This is a genomic window from Pseudomonas sp. THAF187a (genome assembly GCF_009363395.1).
Lineage (GTDB): Bacteria > Pseudomonadota > Gammaproteobacteria > Pseudomonadales > Pseudomonadaceae > Aquipseudomonas > Aquipseudomonas khazarica.
Map to the genome: position 1 here is coordinate 1,411,801 of NZ_CP045349.1, position 22,314 is coordinate 1,434,114.

At 64.4% G+C, this 22,314-nt stretch carries 25 protein-coding genes and 1 tRNA gene; 18 read left to right on the top strand and 8 right to left on the bottom strand.

The genetic code is table 11. The annotated features are described in order from the left end of the window. Window positions 1-13: 13 nt before the first annotated feature. The 9 genes from tolR (at window position 14) to nadA (ending at window position 6,972) form a co-directional block, all read left to right on the top strand. Window positions 14-466: a protein TolR gene (gene tolR, locus FIV02_RS06480; RefSeq protein ID WP_037047288.1), complete on the top strand. Its 453-nt coding sequence runs from the start codon at window positions 14-16 to the stop codon at window positions 464-466. Then, entirely contained in the window at window positions 466-1,419 is a 954-nt protein-coding gene (gene tolA / locus FIV02_RS06485; RefSeq protein WP_152488155.1) for a cell envelope integrity protein TolA, read from the top strand. Before tolR ends, tolA begins: the two co-directional genes overlap by 1 nt. 5 nt (window positions 1,420-1,424) lie before the next feature. Then, window positions 1,425-2,723, top strand: coding sequence for a Tol-Pal system beta propeller repeat protein TolB (gene tolB / locus FIV02_RS06490; protein ID WP_152488156.1), 1,299 nt, complete (start codon window positions 1,425-1,427; stop codon window positions 2,721-2,723). 55 nt (window positions 2,724-2,778) lie between these two features. After that, complete coding sequence (pal, locus tag FIV02_RS06495) at window positions 2,779-3,276, top strand: peptidoglycan-associated lipoprotein Pal (RefSeq protein ID WP_037047296.1); 498 nt, start codon at window positions 2,779-2,781, stop codon at window positions 3,274-3,276. A gap of 6 nt (window positions 3,277-3,282) precedes the next feature. Continuing rightward, window positions 3,283-4,092, top strand: a complete 810-nt coding sequence (ybgF, locus tag FIV02_RS06500; RefSeq protein ID WP_134677357.1) for a tol-pal system protein YbgF — start codon at window positions 3,283-3,285, stop codon at window positions 4,090-4,092. Between the two features lie 221 nt (window positions 4,093-4,313). Continuing rightward, window positions 4,314-4,961: a 7-carboxy-7-deazaguanine synthase QueE gene (queE, locus tag FIV02_RS06505; protein ID WP_037047300.1), complete on the top strand. Its 648-nt coding sequence runs from the start codon at window positions 4,314-4,316 to the stop codon at window positions 4,959-4,961. Window positions 4,962-4,963: 2 nt separating this feature from the next. Next, complete coding sequence (gene queC, locus FIV02_RS06510) at window positions 4,964-5,638, top strand: 7-cyano-7-deazaguanine synthase QueC (RefSeq protein ID WP_134677361.1); 675 nt, start codon at window positions 4,964-4,966, stop codon at window positions 5,636-5,638. 58 nt (window positions 5,639-5,696) lie between these two features. Further along, a tRNA-Lys gene (locus tag FIV02_RS06515) sits at window positions 5,697-5,772 on the top strand. 141 nt (window positions 5,773-5,913) lie between these two features. Next, complete coding sequence (nadA, locus tag FIV02_RS06520) at window positions 5,914-6,972, top strand: quinolinate synthase NadA (RefSeq protein WP_150608573.1); 1,059 nt, start codon at window positions 5,914-5,916, stop codon at window positions 6,970-6,972. Between the two features lie 72 nt (window positions 6,973-7,044). Here nadA and FIV02_RS06525 read toward each other — a convergent pair whose 3' ends face one another. Continuing rightward, window positions 7,045-8,124, bottom strand: coding sequence for an LOG family protein (locus FIV02_RS06525; protein WP_047592716.1), 1,080 nt, complete (start codon window positions 8,122-8,124; stop codon window positions 7,045-7,047). 82 nt (window positions 8,125-8,206) lie between these two features. Continuing rightward, a complete protein-coding gene (locus tag FIV02_RS06530) occupies window positions 8,207-9,610 on the bottom strand; it encodes an MBL fold metallo-hydrolase RNA specificity domain-containing protein (RefSeq protein WP_152488157.1) in 1,404 nt (467 codons plus the stop codon). 361 nt (window positions 9,611-9,971) lie between these two features. On the opposite strand from FIV02_RS06530, the gene FIV02_RS06535 reads away from it, so the two are divergent. Further along, the gene (locus FIV02_RS06535) at window positions 9,972-10,166 is read left to right on the top strand and encodes a hypothetical protein (RefSeq protein ID WP_037047308.1); all 195 of its coding nucleotides are present in this window, start codon (window positions 9,972-9,974) and stop codon (window positions 10,164-10,166) included. A gap of 13 nt (window positions 10,167-10,179) precedes the next feature. Here FIV02_RS06535 and FIV02_RS06540 read toward each other — a convergent pair whose 3' ends face one another. Next, on the bottom strand, window positions 10,180-10,581 hold the full coding sequence (locus FIV02_RS06540; protein WP_037047310.1) for a quorum-sensing-regulated virulence factor family protein: 402 nt from the start codon (window positions 10,579-10,581) through the stop codon (window positions 10,180-10,182). Window positions 10,582-10,866: 285 nt separating this feature from the next. On the opposite strand from FIV02_RS06540, the gene FIV02_RS06545 reads away from it, so the two are divergent. Together FIV02_RS06545 and FIV02_RS06550 are read left to right on the top strand one after the other, a co-directional pair. Continuing rightward, entirely contained in the window at window positions 10,867-12,564 is a 1,698-nt protein-coding gene (locus tag FIV02_RS06545) for an OmpP1/FadL family transporter (RefSeq protein WP_152488158.1), read from the top strand. 60 nt (window positions 12,565-12,624) lie between these two features. Further along, window positions 12,625-13,347 (top strand): tRNA-uridine aminocarboxypropyltransferase, encoded by a 723-nt coding sequence (locus tag FIV02_RS06550; RefSeq protein ID WP_152488159.1) that lies wholly within the window; start codon window positions 12,625-12,627, stop codon window positions 13,345-13,347. On the opposite strand, the gene FIV02_RS06555 is transcribed toward FIV02_RS06550, so the two are convergent. After that, window positions 13,307-14,233 carry a DMT family transporter gene (locus FIV02_RS06555; RefSeq protein WP_037047315.1) on the bottom strand — a complete coding sequence of 309 codons (927 nt, stop codon included), beginning with the start codon at window positions 14,231-14,233 and terminating at the stop codon, window positions 13,307-13,309. The two genes, FIV02_RS06550 and FIV02_RS06555, sit on opposite strands and share 41 nt — an antisense overlap. Before the next feature lie 203 nt (window positions 14,234-14,436). On the opposite strand from FIV02_RS06555, the gene erdR reads away from it, so the two are divergent. Continuing rightward, window positions 14,437-15,084, top strand: coding sequence for a response regulator transcription factor ErdR (gene erdR, locus FIV02_RS06560; RefSeq protein WP_037047317.1), 648 nt, complete (start codon window positions 14,437-14,439; stop codon window positions 15,082-15,084). Between the two features lie 12 nt (window positions 15,085-15,096). Here erdR and FIV02_RS06565 read toward each other — a convergent pair whose 3' ends face one another. Next, window positions 15,097-16,023 (bottom strand): LysR family transcriptional regulator, encoded by a 927-nt coding sequence (locus FIV02_RS06565; RefSeq protein ID WP_037047319.1) that lies wholly within the window; start codon window positions 16,021-16,023, stop codon window positions 15,097-15,099. 114 nt (window positions 16,024-16,137) lie between these two features. Here FIV02_RS06565 and fpr point away from each other — a divergent pair, with 114 nt between their 5' ends. Continuing rightward, complete coding sequence (fpr, locus tag FIV02_RS06570) at window positions 16,138-16,917, top strand: ferredoxin-NADP reductase (protein ID WP_037047321.1); 780 nt, start codon at window positions 16,138-16,140, stop codon at window positions 16,915-16,917. Between the two features lie 57 nt (window positions 16,918-16,974). Here fpr and FIV02_RS06575 read toward each other — a convergent pair whose 3' ends face one another. Genes FIV02_RS06575 through FIV02_RS06585 form a run of 3 tightly spaced genes read right to left on the bottom strand, consistent with a single transcriptional unit; the run spans window position 16,975 to window position 19,278 of the window. Next, window positions 16,975-17,529 (bottom strand): peptidylprolyl isomerase, encoded by a 555-nt coding sequence (locus FIV02_RS06575; RefSeq protein WP_150608583.1) that lies wholly within the window; start codon window positions 17,527-17,529, stop codon window positions 16,975-16,977. A 5-nt stretch (window positions 17,530-17,534) separates the two neighbouring features. Then, window positions 17,535-18,341 (bottom strand): alpha/beta fold hydrolase, encoded by an 807-nt coding sequence (locus FIV02_RS06580; protein WP_152488160.1) that lies wholly within the window; start codon window positions 18,339-18,341, stop codon window positions 17,535-17,537. A gap of 10 nt (window positions 18,342-18,351) precedes the next feature. Beyond that, window positions 18,352-19,278: a LysR family transcriptional regulator gene (locus tag FIV02_RS06585; protein WP_037047327.1), complete on the bottom strand. Its 927-nt coding sequence runs from the start codon at window positions 19,276-19,278 to the stop codon at window positions 18,352-18,354. Window positions 19,279-19,352: 74 nt separating this feature from the next. Here FIV02_RS06585 and FIV02_RS06590 point away from each other — a divergent pair, with 74 nt between their 5' ends. From FIV02_RS06590 to rarD, 4 genes are all read left to right on the top strand, one after another. After that, complete coding sequence (locus FIV02_RS06590; RefSeq protein ID WP_037047329.1) at window positions 19,353-19,667, top strand: hypothetical protein; 315 nt, start codon at window positions 19,353-19,355, stop codon at window positions 19,665-19,667. A gap of 135 nt (window positions 19,668-19,802) precedes the next feature. Further along, complete coding sequence (locus FIV02_RS06595) at window positions 19,803-20,402, top strand: FMN-dependent NADH-azoreductase (protein ID WP_152488161.1); 600 nt, start codon at window positions 19,803-19,805, stop codon at window positions 20,400-20,402. A gap of 159 nt (window positions 20,403-20,561) precedes the next feature. Next, entirely contained in the window at window positions 20,562-21,425 is an 864-nt protein-coding gene (locus tag FIV02_RS06600) for a carboxylate/amino acid/amine transporter (protein WP_152488162.1), read from the top strand. After that, window positions 21,425-22,312 (top strand): EamA family transporter RarD, encoded by an 888-nt coding sequence (rarD, locus tag FIV02_RS06605; protein ID WP_152488163.1) that lies wholly within the window; start codon window positions 21,425-21,427, stop codon window positions 22,310-22,312. Before FIV02_RS06600 ends, rarD begins: the two co-directional genes overlap by 1 nt. Window positions 22,313-22,314 lie beyond the last annotated feature (2 nt).

Below are 22,314 nucleotides of genomic sequence, written 5' to 3' on the forward strand. Positions count from 1 at the left end.
GCAGGTTTCAGCCATGGCGAGAATTCGCAACAGACGCAAACCGGTCGCCGAGATGAACGTGGTGCCCTACATCGACGTGATGTTGGTGCTGCTGGTCATCTTCATGGTGACTGCGCCGATGCTCAACCAGGGCGTCAAGGTCGACCTGCCGAAGGTCAGCAGTGAAGTGCTGCCGCAGGACAACGACGCCCAGGTGCTGACCATCTCCATCAAGGCCGACAAGACCTACTACTGGAACATGGGCAGCGAAGTGGACGTCGACACCGAGCAGGAGCGCGCCTCCACGCTCGAGCAAATGACCCAGGCCGTCACGGCGATCATTGCCGAGAACCGTCGCCAGGGTAAGCAGGTGCAGGTCTTCGTGCGCGGTGACAAGGCGGTGGACTACGGCACCGTGATGGCGGCCATGGGCGGTTTGCAACAGGCCGACGTCGGTAACGTCGGATTGATTACCGAGGCCCCCTGATGCAGCAAACCGAGCGTTCGCAATCGGAAAGCTACTTCTGGCCCATCGTCTGGGCCGTGGGTCTGCACGTCCTGATGTTCGCCATGCTGTTCGTCAGCTTCGCCTTCAGCCCGGAGCTGCCGCCGGCGCGTCCGGTGGTGCAGGCTACGCTGTATCAGCTGAAGTCGCAGAGCCAGGCCACCACCCAGACCACGCAGAAGGTGGCGGGCGAGGCGCAGAAGACCTCGGCGCCGCAGTTCGAGACGGAGCGTCTGGAGCAGAAGAAAGCCGAGGAGCAGAAAGTCGCCGCAGCCAAGAAGGCTGAGGAACAAAAGAAGGCCGAGCAGGCCAAAGCTGAGGCGGTCAAGGCCGAAGCTGCGAAGAAGGCCGAGGCAGATAAAGCCGCCGAGCAGAAGCGCCAGGCGGATATCGCCAAGAAACGCGCCGAGGAAGAAGCGAAGAAGAAGGCGGCTGAAGAGGCCAAGAAAAAAGCGGCAGAGGAGGCCAGGAAGAAGGCCGCCGCTGCCGAGGCAGCGAAGAAGAAGGCAGCCGAGGACGCGAAGAAGAAAGCGGCCGAGGATGCCAAGCGCAAGGCTGCCGAGGAGCAGAAGGCTGCTGCACTGGCCGAGCTGCTTTCCGACAACGTGCAGAACCAGCAGGCGCTGGCCGAAACCCATGGTGACCAGGTCGCGGGCAACCTCGACGATCTGATCATCAAGCTGATTACCGAGAACTGGCAGCGTCCGATGTCGGCGCGTCGCGGTATGAGTGTCGAACTGCTGATCCAGATGCTGCCCGATGGCACCGTCACCAATGCCAGCGTATCGCGCTCCAGCGGCGATGCCGCCTTCGACAGTTCGGCGGTGGCCGCCGTGCGTAACGTTGGTCGTATTCCCGAGATGCAACAATTGGATCGCGCTACCTTCGATCGTCTGTACAGGCAGCGCCGCGTCATTTTCAAACCGGAGGATTGAGCTCTGTGAATACCCTGATTCGTATCGCCCTGCTGGGGCTGGTCATACTGGCCGGCAGCGTCCAGGCAGCCGACCCGCTGGTGATCTCGCATGGCGCCGACCGCGCCACGCCGATCGCCGTCGTCCCGTTCGGCTGGCAGGGCGGCAACGTGCTGCCCCAGGACATGGCCGAGATCATCGGCAACGACCTGCGCAACTCCGGTTACTTCGAGCCGATTCCGCGGCAGAACATGATCAGCCTGCCGACCCAGGCCAGCGAAGTCATCTACCGCGACTGGAAAGCCCTCGGCGCGCAGTACGTGCTGGTCGGCAACATCGTGCCCAACGGTGGACGCCTGCAGGTGCAGTACGCGCTGTTCAACGTCAACACCGAACAGCAGGTGGTGACCGGCAACGTCGGCGGTGGCACCGATCAGCTGCGCGACATGGCGCATTACATCGCCGACCAGTCGTTCGAGAAGCTCACCGGTGTCAAGGGTGCGTTCTCGACTCGCCTGCTCTACGTCACCGCTGAGCGCATGGGCACCAACAACACCCGCTACACCCTGCAGCGTTCCGACTATGACGGCGCGCGCGCGGTGACCCTGCTGCAATCGCGTGAGCCGATCCTGTCGCCGTCCTTCGCGCCCGACGGTCGTCGTATCGCCTATGTGTCCTTCGAACAGCGGCGTCCGCGCATCTTCGTACAGCACATCGATACCGGTCGCCGCGAGCAGATCACCAACTTCGAAGGCCTCAATGGCGCGCCGGCCTGGTCGCCGGACGGCGCGCGCCTGGCGTTCGTGCTGTCCAAGGATGGCAACCCGGAAATCTACGTGATGGACATGGGCAGCCGGCAGATTCGCCGCGTGACGAATCATTATGCCATCGATACCGAACCTTTCTGGGGCAAGGACGGTCAGACCCTGTACTTCACCTCGGATCGTGCGGGTAAGCCGCAGATCTATAAAACCAACATCAATTCCGGTGCGGTAGAACGAGTCACCTTCGTCGGTAACTACAACGCCAACCCGAAATTGTCGGCTGACGAGAAGACGCTGGTCATGATTCATCGCCAAGACGGTTTCACCGTGTTCAAGGTCGCCGCCCAGGACCTTGAAACCAACCGTCTGCGCATACTCTCCGACACAAGTTTGGATGAGTCGCCCACTGTTGCGCCAAATGGCGCCATGCTAATCTACGCCACCCGCCAGCAGGGCCGGGGAGTCTTGATGTTGGCGTCCACCAATGGACGCGTGAGGCTCCCTCTTCCTACCGCTCAAGGCGAAGTTCGAGAGCCTTCTTGGTCCCCTTACCTGAACTGATGCGGCGCTTCACCAATCTTGCTTAACACAACTGGGGTTCATTAGGAGTTACATGATGGAAATGCTGAAATTCGGTAAGTTCGCTGCGCTGTCCCTGGCTCTCGCCGTTGCTGTAGGTTGCTCCTCCAAAGGCGGTGACGCTGCTGGCGAAGGCGCAGTAGACCCGAACGCTGGCTACGGCGCCAACACCGGTGCTGTCGACGGCAGCCTGAGCGAAGAAGCGGCCCTGCGCGCTATCACCACCTTCTACTTCGAGTACGACAGCTCCGACCTGAAAGCCGAAGCCATGCGCGCTCTGGACGTACACGCCAAGGACCTGAAAGCCAACGGCAACCGCGTCGTTCTGGAAGGCCACGCTGACGAGCGCGGTACCCGCGAGTACAACATGGCTCTGGGCGAGCGTCGTGCCAAGGCCGTTCAGCGCTACCTGGTTCTGCAGGGCGTTTCCCCGGCTCAGCTGGAGCTGGTTTCCTACGGTGAAGAGCGTCCGGTTGCCACTGGCAACGACGAGCAATCCTGGGCTCAGAACCGTCGCGTAGAGCTGCGCAAGTAATTTGCCATGCTTAAGTGCCGCCGTACTCTGACCGTTCTGACGCTCGCCTTGCCACTCGTGGCAATGGCGGAAGTTCCCGTGCTGGAAAGCAGCTCCATGCAAGGCAGCAGCTATCCTCCGGCGGGTTATGGTACGGCCGGCGCCTCCGCCGGTACCGGGGCAGGTGCCCAGGTATCGGCGCAGGGCATGCTGTTCAATCAGCTGCAGCAGATGCAGCAGGAGATCGCCCAGCTGCGTGGCATGCTGGAAGAACAGCAGAATGAAATCCAGCGCCTCAAACGGGAAGGCCTGGAGCGTTACCAGGATCTGGATCAACGCCTTTCCTCCGGCGCCGCTGCCGGTGGTACTCCCGCACAGAATTCTGCCGATGGCGCGGTGAACGCCAACGACACCCCGACGCCGCCTGCCGCTCAGCAGCAGGGCAGCGCCGAGGCGGCCGATCCGGCCAAGGAAAAGCTCTACTACGACGCCGCCTTCGACCTGATCAAGGCCAAGGACTTCGACAAGGCGTCGCAGGCATTCACGGCGTTCCTCAATCGTTACCCCAACAGCCAGTACGCCGGCAACGCGCAGTATTGGCTGGGTGAAGTGAACCTGGCCAAGGGTGACCTGCAGGCTGCCGGCAAGGCCTTCGCCAAGGTCAGCCAGGCCTACCCCAGCCATTCCAAGGTGCCGGATTCGCTGTTCAAGCTGGCCGACGTCGAGCGTCGCCTGGGTAACAACGACAAGGCGCGGGGCATTCTCCAGCAGGTGATCGCCCAGTATCCGGGCAGCTCTGCCGCACAACTGGCGCAGCGTGACCTGCAGCGTCTGTAAGGCGCACCATCGCTTGGCCACGAACCCGCGCTTGTCGCGGGTTTTGCTTATCTGCGCGAGCGACTTCCTTTAGAATGCGCGGCGCGTCGCGCGCGGGGTTTCAGCTCGGCTGATGTTCCTGCGCTGGCGCCATTGCCGGATCGGGCTTTACTGCCTGTATCCATCGTCTTTCCCGCAACGGAGGCGGATGGCCTGTTTCGTCATCACGCCCGTGGCTATTTATGCAAGCAACCCTGCGCATCACCGAGATTTTCTACTCGCTGCAGGGCGAGACGCGTACCGCCGGCCTGCCGACGGTATTCGTGCGCCTGACCGGCTGCCCCCTGCGCTGTCAGTACTGCGACACCGCCTATGCCTTCAGTGGCGGCGAAGTCGTCAGCCTGGACAGCATCCTGGCCCAGGTCGCGGCCTACAAACCGCGTTATGTCTGCGTCACCGGGGGTGAACCGCTGGCCCAGCCCAATTGCCTGCCGCTGCTGCAGCAACTCTGTGACGCCGGCTACGAGGTGTCGCTGGAAACCAGCGGCGCGCTCGATGTCTCGGCCGTCGATCCGCGGGTGAGCAAGGTGCTCGACCTGAAGACCCCAGGTTCGGCCGAGGTGCAGCGCAATCGCTACGAGAACATCGAATGGCTGACGCGCAACGACCAGGTCAAGTTCGTCATCTGCTCGCGCGAGGACTACGACTGGGCGGTGTCCAGGCTGATCCAGCACGACCTGGCAGCGCGTGCCGGCGAGGTGCTGTTCTCGCCCAGCCACAAGCAGGTCGATGCGCGTGCGCTGGCTGACTGGATAGTGACGGACAACCTGCCGGTACGCCTGCAGCTGCAGCTGCACAAGATTCTCTGGAACGACGAGCCGGGACATTGAGCATGAGTGACAAGAAAGCGGTAATTCTTCTCTCCGGCGGCCTGGATTCGGCCACGGTGGTGGCCATGGCCAAGGCCGAGGGCTACAGCTGCTACAGCATGAGTTTCGACTATGGGCAACGCCATCGCGCCGAGCTGCAGGCGGCCGAGCGCGTGGCGCAGCAGCTGGGCGTTGTCGAGCACAAGGTCATCGGCCTCAATCTCAACGGCATCGGCGGTTCGGCTCTGACGGACAGCAGCATCGCCGTGCCCGAATCACCGACCGAGGGCATCCCGGCCACCTATGTGCCGGCGCGCAACACGGTGTTCCTGGCGCTTGCCCTGGGCTGGGCCGAGGTGCTCGGAGCACGCGACATCTTCATCGGCGTCAACGCCGTGGACTATTCCGGCTATCCCGATTGCCGGCCCGAGTTCGTCGAGGCCTTCGAGCGCATGGCCAACCTGGCCACCAAGGCCGGCGTAGAGGGGCAGGGCTTCAGCATTCGCGCTCCGCTGCAGCAGATGAGCAAGGGCGAAATCATCCAGGCCGGCATGCGCCTGGGTGTGGATTATGCGCTGACGGTGTCCTGTTACCAGGCCGATGACGACGGCCGAGCCTGCGGCAAGTGCGACAGCTGCCGGCTGCGTGCGGCCGGTTTCGTAGCGGCCGGTGTGCCCGACGCTACCCGCTATTTCTGAAAAATTTTTCGCAGAGTGTTGATTTCCTGAATTAAATCAGTATCATGCGCCTCGCGTTGGGTCGTTAGCTCAGTTGGTAGAGCAGTTGGCTTTTAACCAATTGGTCGTAGGTTCGAATCCTACACGACCCACCAAATCGCAAAAGCCAGTCGCAAGACTGGCTTTTTTTTGCCCTGAAAAAGCCCCCGGCCAGGTCCGTGTCCTGACTGTGGCAGTGGCTGCGCAGAGCAGGGTGTATACTCGCGGCTCGCGTACGAGCGCCACAGGTTTGAGATATGTCGCAGATTTCCGAACGCCTTCTGGTTCAGGCCCACCTCGATGCCAAGCAGCCCAAGCCGCTGACGGCCGAAGAGGAGGCCTTCTATCGCCGTGAGATCGCCGCCGAGCTGAAGAAGCAGAACGCCGTACTGGTGGCGCACTACTACTGCGACCCGGTGATCCAGGCGCTGGCCGAGGAGACCGGGGGCTGCGTCTCCGACTCGCTGGAGATGGCCCGTTTCGGCAATCAGCATCCGGCGCAGACCGTGGTGGTGGCCGGGGTCAAGTTCATGGGCGAGACGGCGAAGATCCTCAATCCGGAAAAACGCGTGCTGATGCCGACGCTGGAAGCGACCTGCTCGCTCGACCTGGGTTGCCCGGTAGACGAGTTCAGCGCGTTCTGCGACCAGCACCCGGAGCGCACCGTGGTGGTCTACGCCAACACGTCGGCGGCGGTGAAGGCGCGTGCCGACTGGGTGGTGACCTCCAGCTGCGCGCTGGAAATCGTCGAGAGCCTGATGGACAACGGCGAGACCATCATCTGGGCGCCGGACAAGCACCTGGGCAACTACATCCAGCGCGAAACCGGCGCCGACATGCTGCTCTGGGACGGTGCCTGTATCGTCCACGAGGAATTCAAGTCCAAGCAGCTGCTGGACATGAAGGCGCTGTATCCGGATGCCGCCATCCTGGTGCACCCCGAATCGCCGCAGAACGTGGTCGAGCTGGCCGATGCGGTGGGTTCCACCAGCCAGCTGATCAAGGCCGCGCAGACCCTGCCGAACTCCACCTTCATCGTCGCCACCGACCGCGGCATCTTCTACAAGATGCAGCAGCTGTGCCCCGACAAGACCTTCATCGAGGCGCCCACGGCCGGCAATGGCGCGGCCTGCCGCAGTTGCGCGCATTGTCCGTGGATGGCGATGAACACCCTGGAGCGTGTGCTGACCGGGCTGCGCGAAGGTTCCGGGGAGATTCATGTCGACCCGGCGCTGATTCCCAAGGCGATCAAGCCGCTCAAGCGCATGCTCGATTTCACCCAGGCGGCGCGCATGAAGGTGGCAGGCAACGCCTGAGCCTGCGCTACCAACGAAAAAGCCCAGCCAGTGCTGGGCTTTTTGCTGTGTGTCACCCGGATTGCATCCGCGCTACGGGCGTGATGCCCAGTTCGCCGGCTCGTTGACGAAGTCCAGCAGCGCGCGCAAGCGGCCGTAGTCCCGGCCGTTGAAGGCGAATGCCAGACGAGTCAGGTGGCAGAGTTCCGGCTCGTCGCGCTCCTGCTCGCAGTACGCTTGCTGGACGAAGCCACCTTCCTTGTACAGCCCGGCGAAACTGTCGTGCAGCTGCGCCAGTGCCGCGTCACTCAGCGGGTGGTTGAGGCGAATCACGAAGCGGTCCTTCAGCCAGCGGCTGGAGTGGAAGTTGCGGTAGAACCGCGCGATCTCGTCCACCGCTTCCTCGGCGCTGTGGACCAGGTGCAGCAGGTTCAGATCCGTGGGCAGGATGTAGCCGTTGCCTTCGAGCTGGCGGCGAATGAAGCCCAGCGCGTCTTTCCAGTAGCTGCCGCCCGGCTGGTCGAGCAGCACCACGGGGACCAGTGGGCTCTTGCCGGTCTGGATCAGCGTCAGCACTTCCAGGGCTTCGTCGAGCGTGCCGAAGCCGCCCGGGCAGAGGACCAGGCCGTCCGCCTCCTTGACGAAGAACAGCTTGCGCAGGAAGAAGAAGTGGAACGACAGCAACTGGTGGCTGCCGCGCACCGTGGCATTGGCCGTCTGCTCGAAGGGCAGGGTGATGTTGAAGCCCAGGCTGTTCTCGCTACCGGCACCTTCGTGGGCCGCCGCCATGATGCCGCCACCGGCGCCGGTGATCACCATCAGGTCGCGTCGCGCCAGCAAGGCGCCCAGTTCGCGAGCCTGCTGATACAGCGGATGATCGGCAGGGGTGCGTGCCGAGCCGAATACCGTGACCTTGCGGCGCCTCTTCAGTTGCTCCAGCACACCGAAGGCATGCTCCATCTCGCGCAGCGTCTGCAGCATGATCTTGGCGTCCCAGCGGTTGCGATCCGCCTGGGCCATGTGGATCACGGTGGTGAACATTTCCCGGTACAGCGGCAGGTTGGGGCTGTTGCCTGGCGCGGCCAGTGCCACCAGTTCGTCGACCCTGCTGCTCAGGTCGACTTCGCTGGTCTGCACGTGACGCGACAGATAGTCATCCGGTTCATAGGGCATGCGCGTTCTCCTCTGGTCCGGCGGGTTCCCGGTTCACATGCCCACAGCTTGCCACAGCCAGGTTGGCGTTTCGCTGTCGGTGCTACAGGGCGATCTGCTCGCCGGGTTCGGGAATGTTGGCGATCCAGTTCAGCCGTTCGCGCAGGGCCTGCTGCAGCGCCTGCATCTTCTCCAGTTCACCGTGCACCAGGTACAGCTCCGGGTGGTGCTCGAACTGGCTGGCCCAGTCGAGTAGCTGCGACTGCCCGGCGTGGGCGGAGAAGCCGCCGAGGGTATGTACTTTGGCTTTCACCGCGATGCGCTGGTGCAGCACCTTGACCGTCTCGGCGCCCTCCACGATCAGGCGGCCGAGCGTGCCCTTGGCCTGGAAGCCGGGGAAGATCAGGTGACAGTTCTCGCGCCAGAGGTTGTGCTTGAAGTGATGGACGATGCGCCCGCCATTGCACATACCGGCACCGGCGATGATGATCGCGCCGCTCTTGATCCGGTTGATCGCCATCGATTCCTCGGCCGTTGGCGTGCAGCGCAGCACGGGCAGCCAATCCTCGATGCGTTTCACCCCCTTGGCCGCCAGTGCCGCCCGATCCGGAGCGGCGAACTGGTCGTGGAAGCGGCTGTAGATGGCGTTGGCGCGAATGGCCATGGGGCTGTCGAGGAATACCGCCTGCTGCGGCAGACGGCCCTCCTGGTAGAAGCGCCCGAGGTAGTAGATCAGGTCCTGGGTGCGGCCGACCGCGAACGACGGAATCAGGACGTTGCCCCCTTCGTTGTGTGCCTGCTGCAGGATCGCGGCCAGCTCTTCCAGGGTGTCCTCGCTGCAGCGGTGGTCACGGTCGCCGTAGGTCGACTCCATCAGCAGCACGTCCGCCCGGTTCAGGTGCGCAGGCGCCTGCATCAGCGGCGAGCAGGTGTTGCCCAGGTCGCCGGAGAACACCAGGTGGCGCTGCAGGTGATGATCCTCCACCTGCATCTCGACGATCGCCGAGCCGAGAATGTGGCCGGCATTGTGAAGGGTCACCGTTATGCCCTTGGCGACCTCGATCGCTTCGCCGTAGGCATGCGGTCGCCGCTGGCTGAGCGCCTGCTCCGCGTTGGCCTGGGTGTACAGCGGTTGAACGGCAGGCTTGCCCTGGCGCGCCCGCCAGCGGTTTTCCCACTCGGCGTCCTTTTCCTGGAGGAAGGCGGCGTCCAGCAGCATCAGTTCTAGCAGCTCGCAGCTGGCTTCGGTGGCGTGGATCGGGCCGCGGTAACCCTCCGCCACCAGGCGCGGGAGCAGGCCGCTGTGATCGAGGTGGGCGTGGGAGATGACCACAGCATCCAGGCTGCTGGGGTCGAACGGAAAGCGGCTGTGGTTCTGTTCCTGCTCCTGGCGGCGGCCCTGATGCATGCCGCATTCGAGCAGTACCCTGGCGCCGTCGCGGCTTTCCACGAGGTAGCAGGAGCCGGTGACTTGCTGGATCGCGCCGATGAAGGTGAGCAGGGCCATGGTTCTATCCTTGTCGTGGTGATGGCTCGAGTCTGCCGGCTCTGCGCGTGGCGAGGGTTGACGCAGATCAGCCGACGTCCGGGCGCGCAGCGCTACCTTCACTCAGCATAGTCATCCCGCCGGGCTGCCGTTCGTCCGAGTGGCCGGGCTGCGTTCGGCCGTCTGATTTACTTGTTGGATGCGGGGCCGATTCATCTGTGCGGCTGCTGCGCAGCGACGCCCGCGCCGGGGGGCGAGCGACTCCGCCCAGCGTGTCCTGGCGACTACAGGCGCGCCATCTGCAAGCGACCAGGGCAGGGAAGGGGAACCTCGCTGCCGGCGTCGAGTCTGCTGTGAGGTGAACAGGAAGGGAGGGGCAGGTATGCCCAGTTTGATTCTGCAGGTCGAGGCGGAGCTCTACGACATGCTGCAACAGGCAGCACGCACCAACCAGCTGAGCCTCGAGGACGAATGCTTGCGACGTCTGGAGGGCGGTGTGCGTCGCTCGCGCTACATGGAGGCACTGCTCGCCGAGCTGCGCGCGGATGACGCGCAGCGCCGAGCGGAGAGGGGCTGAGCGAGGCGTTCGCTCAGATACCGCAGTCGCTCTTGTCGAAGACCTCGACGGTCACAGGGCGGTTGCTGCGGTATTCGCTGAACTGGTAGCGCAGCTGCGCGCCATCGGCCAGCAGCTTGCGATAGCCCGGGTTGCGGCAGACGCTCGCCGCCAGTTGCGAGCGAACGGTGTCCGGGTTGCCACGCATCTGCGCGGCATGCGCCGGACGCACGCTGAGGTGGTTGATCAGCGTGTGACCTTCCACCGTATAGCCCTGGTCGAGAATGTCCTCGTTGATCGCGCGTGGCGTGCCTTCGCTGCTCTGCCGGGCGACCTGTTCCAGTGTCCGAGTCAATTCCATTTCCTTCAGCGAAGCGGCCTGGGCGGTCGGCAGCATCAGGCTGAGCGCGAGAGCGGGAAGGATGTAACGCAACATGGGGTGTGACTCCTGAAAGCTTGGACGAGGGTTGGACAGGGCCCCCGCACGAATGTTCGCGAAATGGCCACTGGCCCCTTTGCCAGCGGTGTTACCGACGGCCACATGCTGGCCAAACGCTGTCTTCCGCCATCACGACCAAAGGCCGGGGATCATCGGCCAGTCCTGCACGTCTCAACCTTGAGCCGCGTTGCAGTCGGACGCCGCCTGCGCAGACCTGCCTGAAGTCTGTCGCGAATGAGGCGTTGGCTGCTGGGTGTTCAAGCAGCGTGCAGGAGAATAACAATGACAAGACTCTATCGGCGTTGGCCATCGCATGTGATGGTCGGCAGTCTACTGGTTTCGCCCGTTACGCAGGTACAGGCATCCGGTTATCACTTTGGTTCGCAGTCGGTGGCGGCGCAGGGTTCCGCGCATGCCAATGGCGCCGAGGCGGCCGATCCTTCGACCATTTTCTACAACCCGGCGGGCCTGACCCGACTCAAGGGTACGCAGGTGACGTCCGGCCTGACCATCCTGCTGCCCGATGGTGACTACGAGGACAAGGGCAGCACGGACGTGTTCGGCAATCCGCTATCGGGGGATGCGGGCGAGTTTCTCCCGGATGCTGCCGCCGCGCCCAATTTCTACATCTCTCACGAGATCAATGACCGGGTCACGATCGGCCTGGGCATCTTCACGCCGTTCGGTGCCAAGCTGGACTACAAGGAGGACTGGGCCGGGCGCTACGCCATCCAGTCGGCCAGCCTGGAAACGGTGACGTTCAACCCGAGCATCGGCTTTCGCTTCAACGAGCATCACAGCATCGGCTTCGGCGTGTCGGCGCAGTACATCAAGTCGATCCAGCGCGGTGCGGCGGACGTCAAGGGGGCGTCGAGGCAACTGGCGGGGCAGTTCGTCGACGCCAACTACCAGGACACCCGTAATGCCGCCAGCCCCATTCTGGGGCCTATAGTCGGAGGCATCGCCGGTGTTCCCGTCCCCGAGGAAATCCGCTCGTGCAACGGCGTGGCCGACCGGGATGGCTTCGTCGACTGCGTGGCCGGCAACTTCGCCGACAACGTCCAGGGCGATGGCTACTTTCGCGTCAAGGGCGACGACTGGGGATTCGGCTGGAACATCGGCTACCTGTGGGAGCCCACCGAGTCGACGCGCTTCGGGGTGTCCTATCGCTCCAACATCAAGCACACCCTGGAAGGTGAGACCAAATGGAGTTTTGCCGATGTGCAAGGGGGCGTTCCCTCCCCGGATACGTCGCTGGCAGGTGGATTCACTATCCCCATCTTCAACATCTACGTTCCGCCTGCAGAGGCGCTTCAGCAGTTGTTCGACGAAGGCAACTGGGTGAACGCGGGCGACTTCGCGGCGACGAGGCTGCACCCGAACTCCAGGGCCAAGACCAGGATCGACACCCCGGAAATGCTCTCCTTCAACGTCTTCCATCAGCTCAACGACAGGGTGGCGTTGATGGCGGACCTGACCTTCACCCGTCATTCGCGACTGGACGAGGTGCGCATCGGCATCGATCAGGTGGCCGGCTATCCCTATTTCAACGGCGTCACCGAGGGGGATCTGAACGTCGAGCAGGACTGGAAGGACACCTACAAGATCTCCCTGGGCATGAACTACCAGTACAGCGACGACCTGCTCCTGCGCAGCGGGGTCGCCTACGACCGTTCGCCCGTCAACTCGCCGCAGCTGCGCCACCCGGCATTCCCCGATGCGGATCGCTACTGGCTGTCGCTCGGTGCCAACTACAGGATGACCCCCGATACCTCGGTGGACCTGGCCTACAGCTACGTGCAGTTCTCCAGCGGCAAGATGGATTACCAGGATGGCTGCTCTCCGGCCGGCTGGGCGCCGGGGGCCGGAGGCCTGTATCAGGACAGCGGAGTGCGCTGCACCGGCAACGGCGGCAACTTCCGTGGCGAGTACGAAACGCGCATCCACTTCATCGGCCTGGCGTTGAACCACCGCTTCTGAGGCGCCTGGGCGGCGGATGGGGGTGCTAGACTTGCGCCCCCTTTCGCCGTTATCGCCTTCATGAGCCATCCCGCCCCACATGCCGTTGCCCGTCTGCGTGCAGAACGCCTGGCACGCAGCCTGAAACCCTTCGTTGCGCGCGGTTCCCGTGCCGAGCGTTGCCCGCATTGCCGCGTGCAGCCGGACTACTGCCTGTGCGCCTGGCGTCCGCAGGTGCAGGCGAATGCCGCCATGTGCCTGGTGATGCATGACATCGAGGCGCTCAAACCGAGCAACACGGGCTGGCTGATCGCTGACGTGGTGCCCGAAACCCATGCCTTCGGTTGGACGCGCACGGCGGTGGAGCCGGCGCTGCTCGCGCTGCTGGCCGACCCGCAATGGCAGCCTTACCTGGTCTTTCCCGGCGAGTACGTGGCGCCGCAGCGCGTGGTGGAGGAGGTGCAGCTGGCGCCCGGCAAGCGGCCGTTGTTCGTGCTGCTCGATGCCACCTGGACCGAAGCCCGCAAGATGTTTCGCAAGAGCCCCTACCTGGACGCGTTGCCGGTACTCAGCCTGACCCCGGCGCAGCTGTCACGCTATCGCCTGCGTCGCTCCACGCGCGGCGAGCACCTGTGCACCGCCGAAGTGGCGGCCATGTGCCTGGAGCTGGCAGGCGACTCGCGCGCGGGCGAGGCCCTGGACGAATACCTGGATGCCTTCAGTCAGCACTACCTGGCAGCCAAGCGGCGCTTGCCGCTCGACCTCAACGACGCGTTGCATCAGCGCCTGCAGGGCTATCGCTGAGCGCGGCCGGCAGCGGCTTCGGCCACAACTGGGCCAGCAGCATGCCGCCGAACATCAGGGCACAACCCAGGTAACCGCGTGGCGCCAGCATCTCGCCCAGCAGCAGGGCGCCGGCGATGGCGGCGAACACCGCCTCGAGGGACAGGATGATCGCCGCATGCGAGGCGATCGCATGTTGCTGCGCGACCACCTGCAAGGTGAAGCCCACCGCGACGCCGAACAAGCCGCCATAGACGATGGCCGGGGCGGCCGCGAGGATGCCGTCCAGCGTGGCCGTCTCGAACACCAGGGCCAGCAGCAGGCTGATCACCGCGCAGGTGATGAACTGGATCAGCGCCAGGCGCAACGGGTCATGGCGGCTGGCGAAGAAGCCCACCAGCAGCACGTGAATACCCCAGACGAAGGCGCCGGCCAGTTGCAGCCAGTCGCCGGAGGCCACGGTGAAGCCCTCGCCGACGCTGAGCAGGAACATGCCGACCACGGCGAGGCTGGCGCCCAGCCAGATACCGGCGCTGCTGCGCTGGCCGATCAGCAGACCGAGAATCGGCACCACGATCACGTAGAGCCCGGTGATGAAGCCGGAGTTGGTCACCGTGGTGAACAGCAGGCCGACCTGCTGCAGGTTGATGCCCAGCGACAGGGCCAGGCCCATGACGATGCCCCCCAGCAGCAGGTTGCGATTCAAGGGTGCGGCGGGGCGTTTCTGGCGGCGTTGCAGCAGCATCAGTACCGGGAGCAGGGCCAGGCAGGCGAGGGCGAAGCGCAGGCCGGTATAAAGGAAGGGGCCGATGTTATCCATGCCCAGACGCTGGGCGACGAAGGCGCTGCCCCAGATCATCGCGGTAATCAGCATCAACAGGTCGGCGCGCAGGGCTTGGCTTCGCATCGGAGCTTCTCGGCAGGAAAGCTGCGCATCCTGCCGCAAAGCATTGAACTTGACCACCCCGTCACAGCTCGGCATGCTGGGCGCCGCCGTCGGTCCGAGTGGGGAGTCTGTCGTGATGGATGAACAGTCTTGAGCGGGTCGTCAGCCAATAAGCACTGTCATACTCACCTCAGTGCCACTCATAACAAGAGCAGGATCTGCCGATGGCCGCCTATGAAATCCTGATTGCCGATGACCACCCGCTGTTTCGCAGCGCGCTGCAACAAGCACTGACCCTGGGGCTGGGGCCGGATGTGCGCCTGGTGGAGGCTGCCAGCATCGCTGAGCTGGAGGCCTGCCTGGCCGACAAGAGTGATTGGGATCTGGTCCTGCTCGACCTCAACATGCCGGGTGCCTACGGTTTCTCCGGCCTGGTCCTGCTGCGCGGGCAATACCCGCAGATTCCGGTGGTGATGATCTCCGCACAGGAGGAAGCCTCGGTGGTCAACCGCTCCCGCGAGTTCGGTGCCAGCGGTTTCATTCCCAAGTCCAGCCCGCTGGAGACCCTGCAGTTGGCCGTGCGCCAGGTGCTCGACGGCGATACCTGGTGGCCGCCGATGGCCGAGGAGAGCGCCCCGGTTTCCGAGGAGGCCAAGGCCGCCAGTGCCGGGCTCGCCAGCCTGACCCCGCAACAGTTCAGGGTCCTGACCATGGTCTGCGAAGGCTTGCTGAACAAGCAGATCGCCTATGAGCTGAACGTCTCCGAGGCGACGGTCAAGGCGCATGTCACGGCGATCTTCCGCAAGCTCGGCGTGCGCACGCGCACCCAGGCGGCGCTGCTGCTGCAGCAGATGGAGTCGATTCCAGGCTGACGGGCCCCAGGCTCAGACGATGGCCGGCAGGACGATCTGGTCGCTGCGGGCCACCCCGGCGGTCAGCGCGCGGCACTGCTCGAGAAAGTCACGCATGGCGGCCGTCTGATACTTCTGCTTGTGCCAGATGAAATAGAACTGCCGGCGCAGATCGAGCTCGGGGGTTTCCACTGGCATCAGGCTGCCGCGCCGAAAGGCGTCGCGCAGGGCCAGACGTGAGATGCAGCCGATGCCCAGGCCGGACTCCACGGCGCGCTTGATCGCCTCGGTGTGCTCCAGCTCCAGGCGGATATTCAGCTTGCGCGGGTGATGACGCATGGCCTGATCGAAGGTCAGCCGGGTGCCCGAGCCCTGCTCGCGCAGAATCCACGCCTCGCAGGTCAGTTCCTCCAGGCTCGCCGTGCCACGTGCCGCCAGCGGGTGCTGCGGTGCGCAGAACACCACCAGTTCATCCTCGACCCAGGGTTGCACCTCGATATCCGGGTGCTGGCAGTGGCCTTCGATCAGGCCCAGGTCCAGCTCGTAGTGGGCGATCTGCTGTACCACGTGGGCGGTGTTGTGCACCTGCAGTTTCACCCGGCACTCCGGGTGCTGCTGCATGAAGCTGCCGATCAGCAGGGTGGCCAGGTAGTTGCCCACGGTCAGCGTGGCGCCGACGTTGAGCGAGCCGTAGCCGCTCTTGCCGCCCAGCAGGCGTTCGATCTCGCGTGCCTGTTCGAGCAGCGCCACCGCCTGCGGCAGCAGCTGGCGCCCCAGGGCATTGAGCGCCAGGCGCTTGCCGGCGCGGTCGAACAGCTGGCAGTCGGACTGGCGTTCGAGCTCGGTCAGTGAGGTGCTGGTGGCGGACTGCGAAAGCGCCAGCGACTGCGCCGCGCGCGAGACGCTCTCCTGCTGGGCGACCGCGACGAATACCTGGAGTTGTCTGAGAGTAAATCGCATATCGATATAACCGATAACCTATATCTTGATAATCCACTTAACAGATATTGTTGCCGCGAATAAAATGCCGCGCAATCGCGCCGAAGGCGCTGTGCTTCCCGAGGAAAGATCATCATGAGCAATATGAACGTCGAGCGCGTGCTCAGCGTCCACCACTGGAACGATACGCTGTTCAGCTTCAAGTGCACCCGCGATCCGGGCCTGCGCTTCGAAAATGGCCAGTTCGTGATGATCGGCCTGCAGCAGGACAATGGTCGCCCGCTGATGCGTGCCTACTCCATCGCCAGCCCGAACTGGGAAGAGCACCTGGAGTTCTTCAGCATCAAGGTGCCCGACGGCCCGCTGACCTCGCAGCTGCAGCACCTCAAGGAAGGCGACGAGATCATCATCAGCAAGAAGCCTACCGGCACGCTGGTGCTCGATGACCTGAACCCTGGCAAACACTTGTACCTGCTCAGCACCGGTACGGGCCTGGCGCCGTTCATGAGCGTGATCCAGGACCCGGAAACCTACGAGCGCTTCGAGAAGGTGATCCTGGTGCACGGCGTGCGCTACGTGAACGAAGTGGCGTATCGCGAGTTCATCACCGAGCACCTGCCGCAGAACGAATTCTTCGGCGAGGCCCTGCGTGACAAGCTGATCTATTACCCCACCGTCACCCGCGAGCCGTTCGAGAACCAGGGCCGCCTGACCGACCTGATGCGCAGCGGCAAGCTGTTCGCCGACATCGGCCTGCCGCCGATCAACCCGCAGGACGACCGCGCCATGATCTGCGGCAGCCCGAGCATGCTCGACGAGACCGCCGAAGTGCTCGACAGCTTCGGCCTGAAGATCTCCCCGCGCATGCGTGAGCCGGGTGACTACCTGATCGAGCGCGCCTTCGTCGAGAAGTAAGCGCCTCTGGTAAACGAAAAAGCCGCCCATCGGGCGGCTTTTTCGTTGGTGCGCGGCTTACAGGCGCTTGGCGTCGATGATCAGCACCGGCTCGCGGGGGACGTTCTGGTGCATGCCACGGTTGCCGGTCGGCACCTGGGCGATCTTGTCGACCACCTCCATGCCACGGGTCACCTTGCCGAACACGGCATAGCCGAAGTCACGCGAGCCGTGGTCGAGGAAGGCGTTGTCCTTGTGGTTGATGAAGAACTGGCTGGTGGCCGAGTCGCGTACCTGGGTGCGGGCCATCGCCAGGGTGCCGCGCACGTTGTGCAGGCCGTTGTCGGCCTCGTTCTTGATCGGTGCGTCGGTGTCCTTCTGGCGCAGGTCGGCATCGAAGCCGCCGCCCTGGATCATGAAGCCGGGAATCACGCGATGGAACTGGGTGCCGTTGTAGTAGCCGCTGTCCACGTACTTGAGAAAGTTCTGCGTGCTGATCGGCGCCTTGTCGGCGGCCAGTTCCACTTCGATTTCGCCCATGCTGGTGGTCAGCAGTACCTTGGGGTTTTCCGCAGCCAGCAGGCTGGTCGACAGCAGCAGGGCGCCGGCGGCGATAACGAGTTGCTTGAGCATGATGGTCAGTTTTCCTTGTTGGCAGTGGTGTCTGCTTCACCGAGAAAGGCGAGCAGGGCGCTATTGAAGCGTTCAGGTTGATCCAGTGGTGTGGCGTGGCGCGAATTTTCGATCACCAGCAAGCGCGCGTCAGGCATTTCTGCCACGTATTCGCGCTTGCGTTCAACCGGGGTGTAGTCGCGGTCCGCGGTGATGACCAGCGTAGGACAGGTGATGCGTGCGAGGCGTTCCCGCACGCCCCAGCCGATGATCGCGTCGAGACTGGCGAGGTAGGCGCGCTTGTCGTTCTGTGGCCAGCGTTCCTCCACCTTGCGCCGCAGGTCGGCCTGCTCCGGTCTGGGGAACAGCAGCCTGGCCAGGGCCTTGGCGATGCTGTCGAGGCTGAGCAGGCGGGACAGCGTCCAGCGTTTGCCGACCTCCAGCCAGTCACGCGCGCTCCTGGCCTTCACCTCGGGGGCGCTGTTGACGATGGTCAGGCTGCGCAGCAGCTCGGGGCGGTCGACGCCGAGCTGGAAGCCGATCATGCCGCCCATGGAAATGCCCACCAGGTGCACGGCGGGCAGCTGCAGGTGTTCGATCAGCGCGGCCACGTCGTCGGCGAAGTCGGCGATCTTATAGGCCTCGCGCGGTTTGTCCGAGCGGCCATGCCCGCGCACGTCGAGGGCGACGACTCGGTAGTGCGGGCTGAGAGCGGGAATCTGGTACTCCCAGTCGCGCGTACTCGAACCCAGACCGTGCACCAGCAGCAGCGGCGTACCGTGACCGTAGTCCTCGTAGTGCAGCTGGCAGCCATCGTTGTCGAAGTAGGGCATGGGGCGGCTCTCAGTGGCTGGACTGCGGCGCGGCGAACGGAGCGTCCAGCGGCGCGGCGTCGAAGTTCTTGATCAGTTCGATGAGAATCTGCGTGGCCGGGCCCAGGACCCGGTCCTTGTTGCTGTAGAGAAAGAAGCGAGGCTTGCGCAGGCCGCCCTGGGCCAGCGGCAGGGGCTTGAGCAGGCCCTCCTGCAGTTCACGCGCGATCAGGTGGCGCGGCAGCCAGGCAAAGCCCAGGCCGCTGCTGACGAAGGTCCGCGCGGTCGGCAGGCTGCCCACGGTCCAGCGTTGTTCCGCGCCGAGCCAGCCGGCGTCGCGTGGCTGCAGGCGACCGCTGTCGCGGGTCACCACCTGCATCTGGCCCTCGAGGTCCTGGAAGCTCAGTTCCCGTTGCAGGCGATGCAAGGGGTGCTCGGGGTTGGCCACGGCGACGAATTCCACTTCGCCGAGTTCGATGCCCAGGTGGCCGGTGATGTTCAGCGCGCTGATGGCCAGGTCGGCGGTGCCTTCCAGCAGCACTTCCTCGACCCCGGACAGTACTTCCTCGCGCAGGCGCACGCGGCAGCCACGGCTCTGCGGCATGAAGGCGGTCAGCGCGCGGACTATGTTCGCCGTCGGATACGCGGCGTCGACCACCAGGCGCACCTCGGCCTCCCAGCCCTGTTCCATGTGGTGGGCCAGGTCTTCCAGCTGGCTGGCCTGCTTGACCAACTGCCGCGAGCGGCGCAGCAGGACATCGCCGGCCTCGGTCAGCACCGCCTTGCGCCCGTCGATGCGCAGCAACGGCACGCCGAGCTGCTCCTGCATGCGCGCCACGGTATAGCTCACCGACGATTGCGAGCGATGCAGCACCTCGGCGGCCTGGGCGAAACCGCCCTGGTCGACGACCGCCTGCAAGGTACGCCACTGGTCCAGGGTTACACGGGGAGCTTTCATGACACTGTCCTGTTACCGGCTGTCATCGCCGGCGATCTCGACCTACACTGGCGCTCCGATGATGGAGAGCACCGATGAAAAAAATCTTCTGCCTGTTGTTCGCCCTGCTGCCCCTGGCTGCCCACGCCTATCCGATCGATGTGGAGAAACAGCTGAACGGCGCCGAGGTATCGGCTACCACTCAGGAAATCGATCACAACATGGCAGCGCTGGTGCTCTACAACTACGGCGAGAGTGAAGCAGAATGCAGCGCCGTGTTCCGCAACGGCCCGGAAGCGCCACGTACGCGGCGAGCCGTGCTGACACCGGGGGCCAGCAACAACATGACGGTGAAGTTCAGCCGCAGCGTGATTCGCCTGCGGGTCGACCTGACCTGTGGCCTGAAGTAACCAGAGCCTAGACCCGGCCCATCCATAAATCAACTTTGTCGATATATGTAAGCGGATATTTGCGCTTTTTAATCGAATGTTGTGGACCTAGTCTGTGCTCCATCGATTCCTACCCACCTCGATGGAGCCTCAGGTATGTCCCGTATTCTCGTTATCGAAAGCAGCGCGCGCCAACAAGGCTCGGTCTCCCGTGAGCTGACCCAGCAATTCATCGCCAACTGGCAGGCCGCTCACCCGGCCGACCAGATCCAGGTTCGCGACCTGGCCGTCGACCCGGTGCCGCACCTCGACGCCACGCTGCTGGGCGGCTGGATGACGCCGAGCGAGCAGCAGAGCGAGGCGGAGAAGGCCGCCCTGGCGCGCTCCAATCTGCTCACCGACGAAGTGCTGGCAGCCGATGTGCTGGTGCTGGCGGCGCCGATGTACAACTTCGCCATCCCCAGCACCCTGAAAGCCTGGCTGGACCACGTGCTGCGCGCCGGCGTCACCTTCAAGTACACCGAGACCGGCCCGCAGGGCCTGCTGACCGGCAAGCGCGCCTTCGTGCTGACTGCCCGTGGCGGTATCTACGCCGGCAGTGCGCTGGATCACCAGGAGCCCTACCTGCGTCAGGCGCTGGCCTTCATCGGTATCCACGATGTGCAGTTCATCCACGCCGAAGGCCTGAACCTGGGTGCCGAGTTCAGCGAAAAGGGCCTGGCCCAGGCCAGGGCCAAGGTGGCCGAGGTCGCCTGATCCCACTCTCTCCTGAGCGCCCGTCCACGGGCGTGTTGCGCCGGTCGCTTCGCTACGAGGTGGCCGGCTTTTTTGTATGTCCGGCCGGGCGCTGGCCGGGCATGCATTGTCCGCTGCCGGCGAACGCGCTAAGGTCGCCGCCTTCCTTCGGAGGTGGCTGTGCGATATCTGCTGATAGTGACCCTGCTGTGGGCCTTTTCCTTCAGTCTGATCGGCGAGTACCTGGCCGGTCGGGTCGACAGCTATTTCGCGGTGCTGACGCGCATCGTCATCGCCGGCCTGCTGTTCCTGCCGCTGACCCGCTGGCGCGGTCACGCTCCGGCCTTCGTGCGCGGCATGCTGGTGATCGGTGCGCTGCAGTTCGGCATCACCTACGTCTGCCTGTACCTCAGTTTCTCGGTGCTGACGGTGCCGGAGGTGCTGCTGTTCACCATCCTCACGCCGTTGCACGTGACGCTGATCGAGGATGCGCTCAACCGCCGCTTCAACCCCTGGGCGCTGCTCGCCGCCCTGGTGGCCGTGCTGGGCGCCGGGATCATCCGCTATGACGGGATCAGCAGCAGCTTCCTGCTGGGCTTCCTGCTGCTGCAGGTGGCCAACTTCACCTTCGCCGCCGGCCAGGTGCTGTACAAGCACCTGCTGCTGAAGTTTCCCTCGAGCGAGCCACAGTACCGGCGTTTCGGCTTCTTCTACCTCGGCGCCTTGCTGATCGCATTGCCGGCCTTCCTGCTGCTGGGCAATGGCGAGCGGCTACCGGGCAGCGTCTTGCAATGGGGCGTGCTCGGCTGGCTCGGCGTGGTTGCCTCCGGCCTGGGTCTGTACTGGTGGAACAAGGGCGCCAGCCTGGTCGACGGCGGCACCCTGGCGGTGATGAACAACGCCCTGGTGCCGGCCGGCCTGCTGGTCAACCTGCTGATCTGGAACCATGACGCCGATCTGCTGCGCCTGGCCATCGGTGGCGCGGTCATCGCCCTGTCGCTGCCGTTGGCGGGCCTGGGGCGCAGGCCGGCGAGGATTGACTGATGCAGCTTTCCGGGCGCGGTGTGGCGCTGTCCGTCGGCGCCTCGGTGCTGTTCTCCGTGCTGCCCGGCTACGTGCAATGGCTGACGCCGCTGGACGGCATACAGGTGTTCGCGCAGCGCGTGCTCTGGTCCATTCCGCTGGTGTTGCTGTTGGTGCTGCTGGCCCGGCAGACCGCGCTGCTGCGCGAGACGTTCGTGCGTCTGCGCCGCGAGCCGCTGCTGCTGGCCGCCTGCCCGCTGGCGGCGGCCCTGATCGGCGTGCAGTGGGGGCTGTTCGTCTGGGCGCCGTTGGCGGGGCACATGCTGGAAGTGTCCATGGGCTACTTCCTGCTGCCGCTTGCCCTGGTGCTGACCGGGCGGGTGTTCTACGGCGAGCGCCTGCGCCCGTTGCAGCGACTGGCGGTGACCTGCGCCGTGCTCGGCGTGCTGCATGAGCTCTGGCGCACCCAGGCGTTTTCCTGGCTGACGCTGGTGACTGCGCTCGGCTACCCGCCCTACATGATGTTGCGCCGCTGGATGCGTTTCGATGCGCTGTCCGGCTTCGTGCTCGAGATGCTGCTGCTGGCGCCGCTGGCGATCTGGCTGATCGTCGCCCATGGCCCCGTGGATGCCTTTGCCAATCGGCCCGCGCTGTGGTTGCTTGTACCGGGCATGGCGCTGGTCGGCACCCTGGCCTTCGCCGCGATGATGGCGGCGAGCCGGCTGTTGCCGCTGGGGCTGTTCGGCATTCTCAGCTATGTCGAGCCGGTGCTGCTGTTCGCCGTCGCACTGCTGGTGCTGGGGGAGACCTTCGATGCCGGGCAATGGCTGACCTACCTGCCGATCTGGGCAGCCGTATTACTGGTCGGTTGGGACAGCGCGCGTCTGCTGCGCAAAACGCCAACCTGAGG

What these genes read in the sequence shown, in the direction of transcription:
- ybgF (WP_134677357.1), top strand. Translation starts at nt 3,283, where the DNA reads ATGCTTAAGTGCCGCCGTACTCTGACCGTTCTGACGCTCGCCTTGCCA.
- FIV02_RS06550 (WP_152488159.1), top strand. Translation starts at nt 12,625, where the DNA reads ATGAGCCATCCCGCCCCACATGCCGTTGCCCGTCTGCGTGCAGAACGC.
- FIV02_RS06590 (WP_037047329.1), top strand. Translation starts at nt 19,353, where the DNA reads ATGAAAAAAATCTTCTGCCTGTTGTTCGCCCTGCTGCCCCTGGCTGCC.
- nadA (WP_150608573.1), top strand. Translation starts at nt 5,914, where the DNA reads ATGTCGCAGATTTCCGAACGCCTTCTGGTTCAGGCCCACCTCGATGCC.
- fpr (WP_037047321.1), top strand. Translation starts at nt 16,138, where the DNA reads ATGAGCAATATGAACGTCGAGCGCGTGCTCAGCGTCCACCACTGGAAC.
- tolA (WP_152488155.1), top strand. Translation starts at nt 466, where the DNA reads ATGCAGCAAACCGAGCGTTCGCAATCGGAAAGCTACTTCTGGCCCATC.
- pal (WP_037047296.1), top strand. Translation starts at nt 2,779, where the DNA reads ATGGAAATGCTGAAATTCGGTAAGTTCGCTGCGCTGTCCCTGGCTCTC.
- FIV02_RS06530 (WP_152488157.1), bottom strand. Translation starts at nt 9,610, where the DNA reads ATGGCCCTGCTCACCTTCATCGGCGCGATCCAGCAAGTCACCGGCTCC.
- FIV02_RS06595 (WP_152488161.1), top strand. Translation starts at nt 19,803, where the DNA reads ATGTCCCGTATTCTCGTTATCGAAAGCAGCGCGCGCCAACAAGGCTCG.
- tolR (WP_037047288.1), top strand. Translation starts at nt 14, where the DNA reads ATGGCGAGAATTCGCAACAGACGCAAACCGGTCGCCGAGATGAACGTG.
- erdR (WP_037047317.1), top strand. Translation starts at nt 14,437, where the DNA reads ATGGCCGCCTATGAAATCCTGATTGCCGATGACCACCCGCTGTTTCGC.
- FIV02_RS06565 (WP_037047319.1), bottom strand. Translation starts at nt 16,023, where the DNA reads ATGCGATTTACTCTCAGACAACTCCAGGTATTCGTCGCGGTCGCCCAG.
- rarD (WP_152488163.1), top strand. Translation starts at nt 21,425, where the DNA reads ATGCAGCTTTCCGGGCGCGGTGTGGCGCTGTCCGTCGGCGCCTCGGTG.
- FIV02_RS06535 (WP_037047308.1), top strand. Translation starts at nt 9,972, where the DNA reads ATGCCCAGTTTGATTCTGCAGGTCGAGGCGGAGCTCTACGACATGCTG.
- queE (WP_037047300.1), top strand. Translation starts at nt 4,314, where the DNA reads ATGCAAGCAACCCTGCGCATCACCGAGATTTTCTACTCGCTGCAGGGC.
- FIV02_RS06580 (WP_152488160.1), bottom strand. Translation starts at nt 18,341, where the DNA reads ATGCCCTACTTCGACAACGATGGCTGCCAGCTGCACTACGAGGACTAC.
- FIV02_RS06545 (WP_152488158.1), top strand. Translation starts at nt 10,867, where the DNA reads ATGACAAGACTCTATCGGCGTTGGCCATCGCATGTGATGGTCGGCAGT.
- FIV02_RS06525 (WP_047592716.1), bottom strand. Translation starts at nt 8,124, where the DNA reads ATGCCCTATGAACCGGATGACTATCTGTCGCGTCACGTGCAGACCAGC.
- FIV02_RS06555 (WP_037047315.1), bottom strand. Translation starts at nt 14,233, where the DNA reads ATGCGAAGCCAAGCCCTGCGCGCCGACCTGTTGATGCTGATTACCGCG.
- FIV02_RS06540 (WP_037047310.1), bottom strand. Translation starts at nt 10,581, where the DNA reads ATGTTGCGTTACATCCTTCCCGCTCTCGCGCTCAGCCTGATGCTGCCG.
- queC (WP_134677361.1), top strand. Translation starts at nt 4,964, where the DNA reads ATGAGTGACAAGAAAGCGGTAATTCTTCTCTCCGGCGGCCTGGATTCG.
- FIV02_RS06575 (WP_150608583.1), bottom strand. Translation starts at nt 17,529, where the DNA reads ATGCTCAAGCAACTCGTTATCGCCGCCGGCGCCCTGCTGCTGTCGACC.
- FIV02_RS06585 (WP_037047327.1), bottom strand. Translation starts at nt 19,278, where the DNA reads ATGAAAGCTCCCCGTGTAACCCTGGACCAGTGGCGTACCTTGCAGGCG.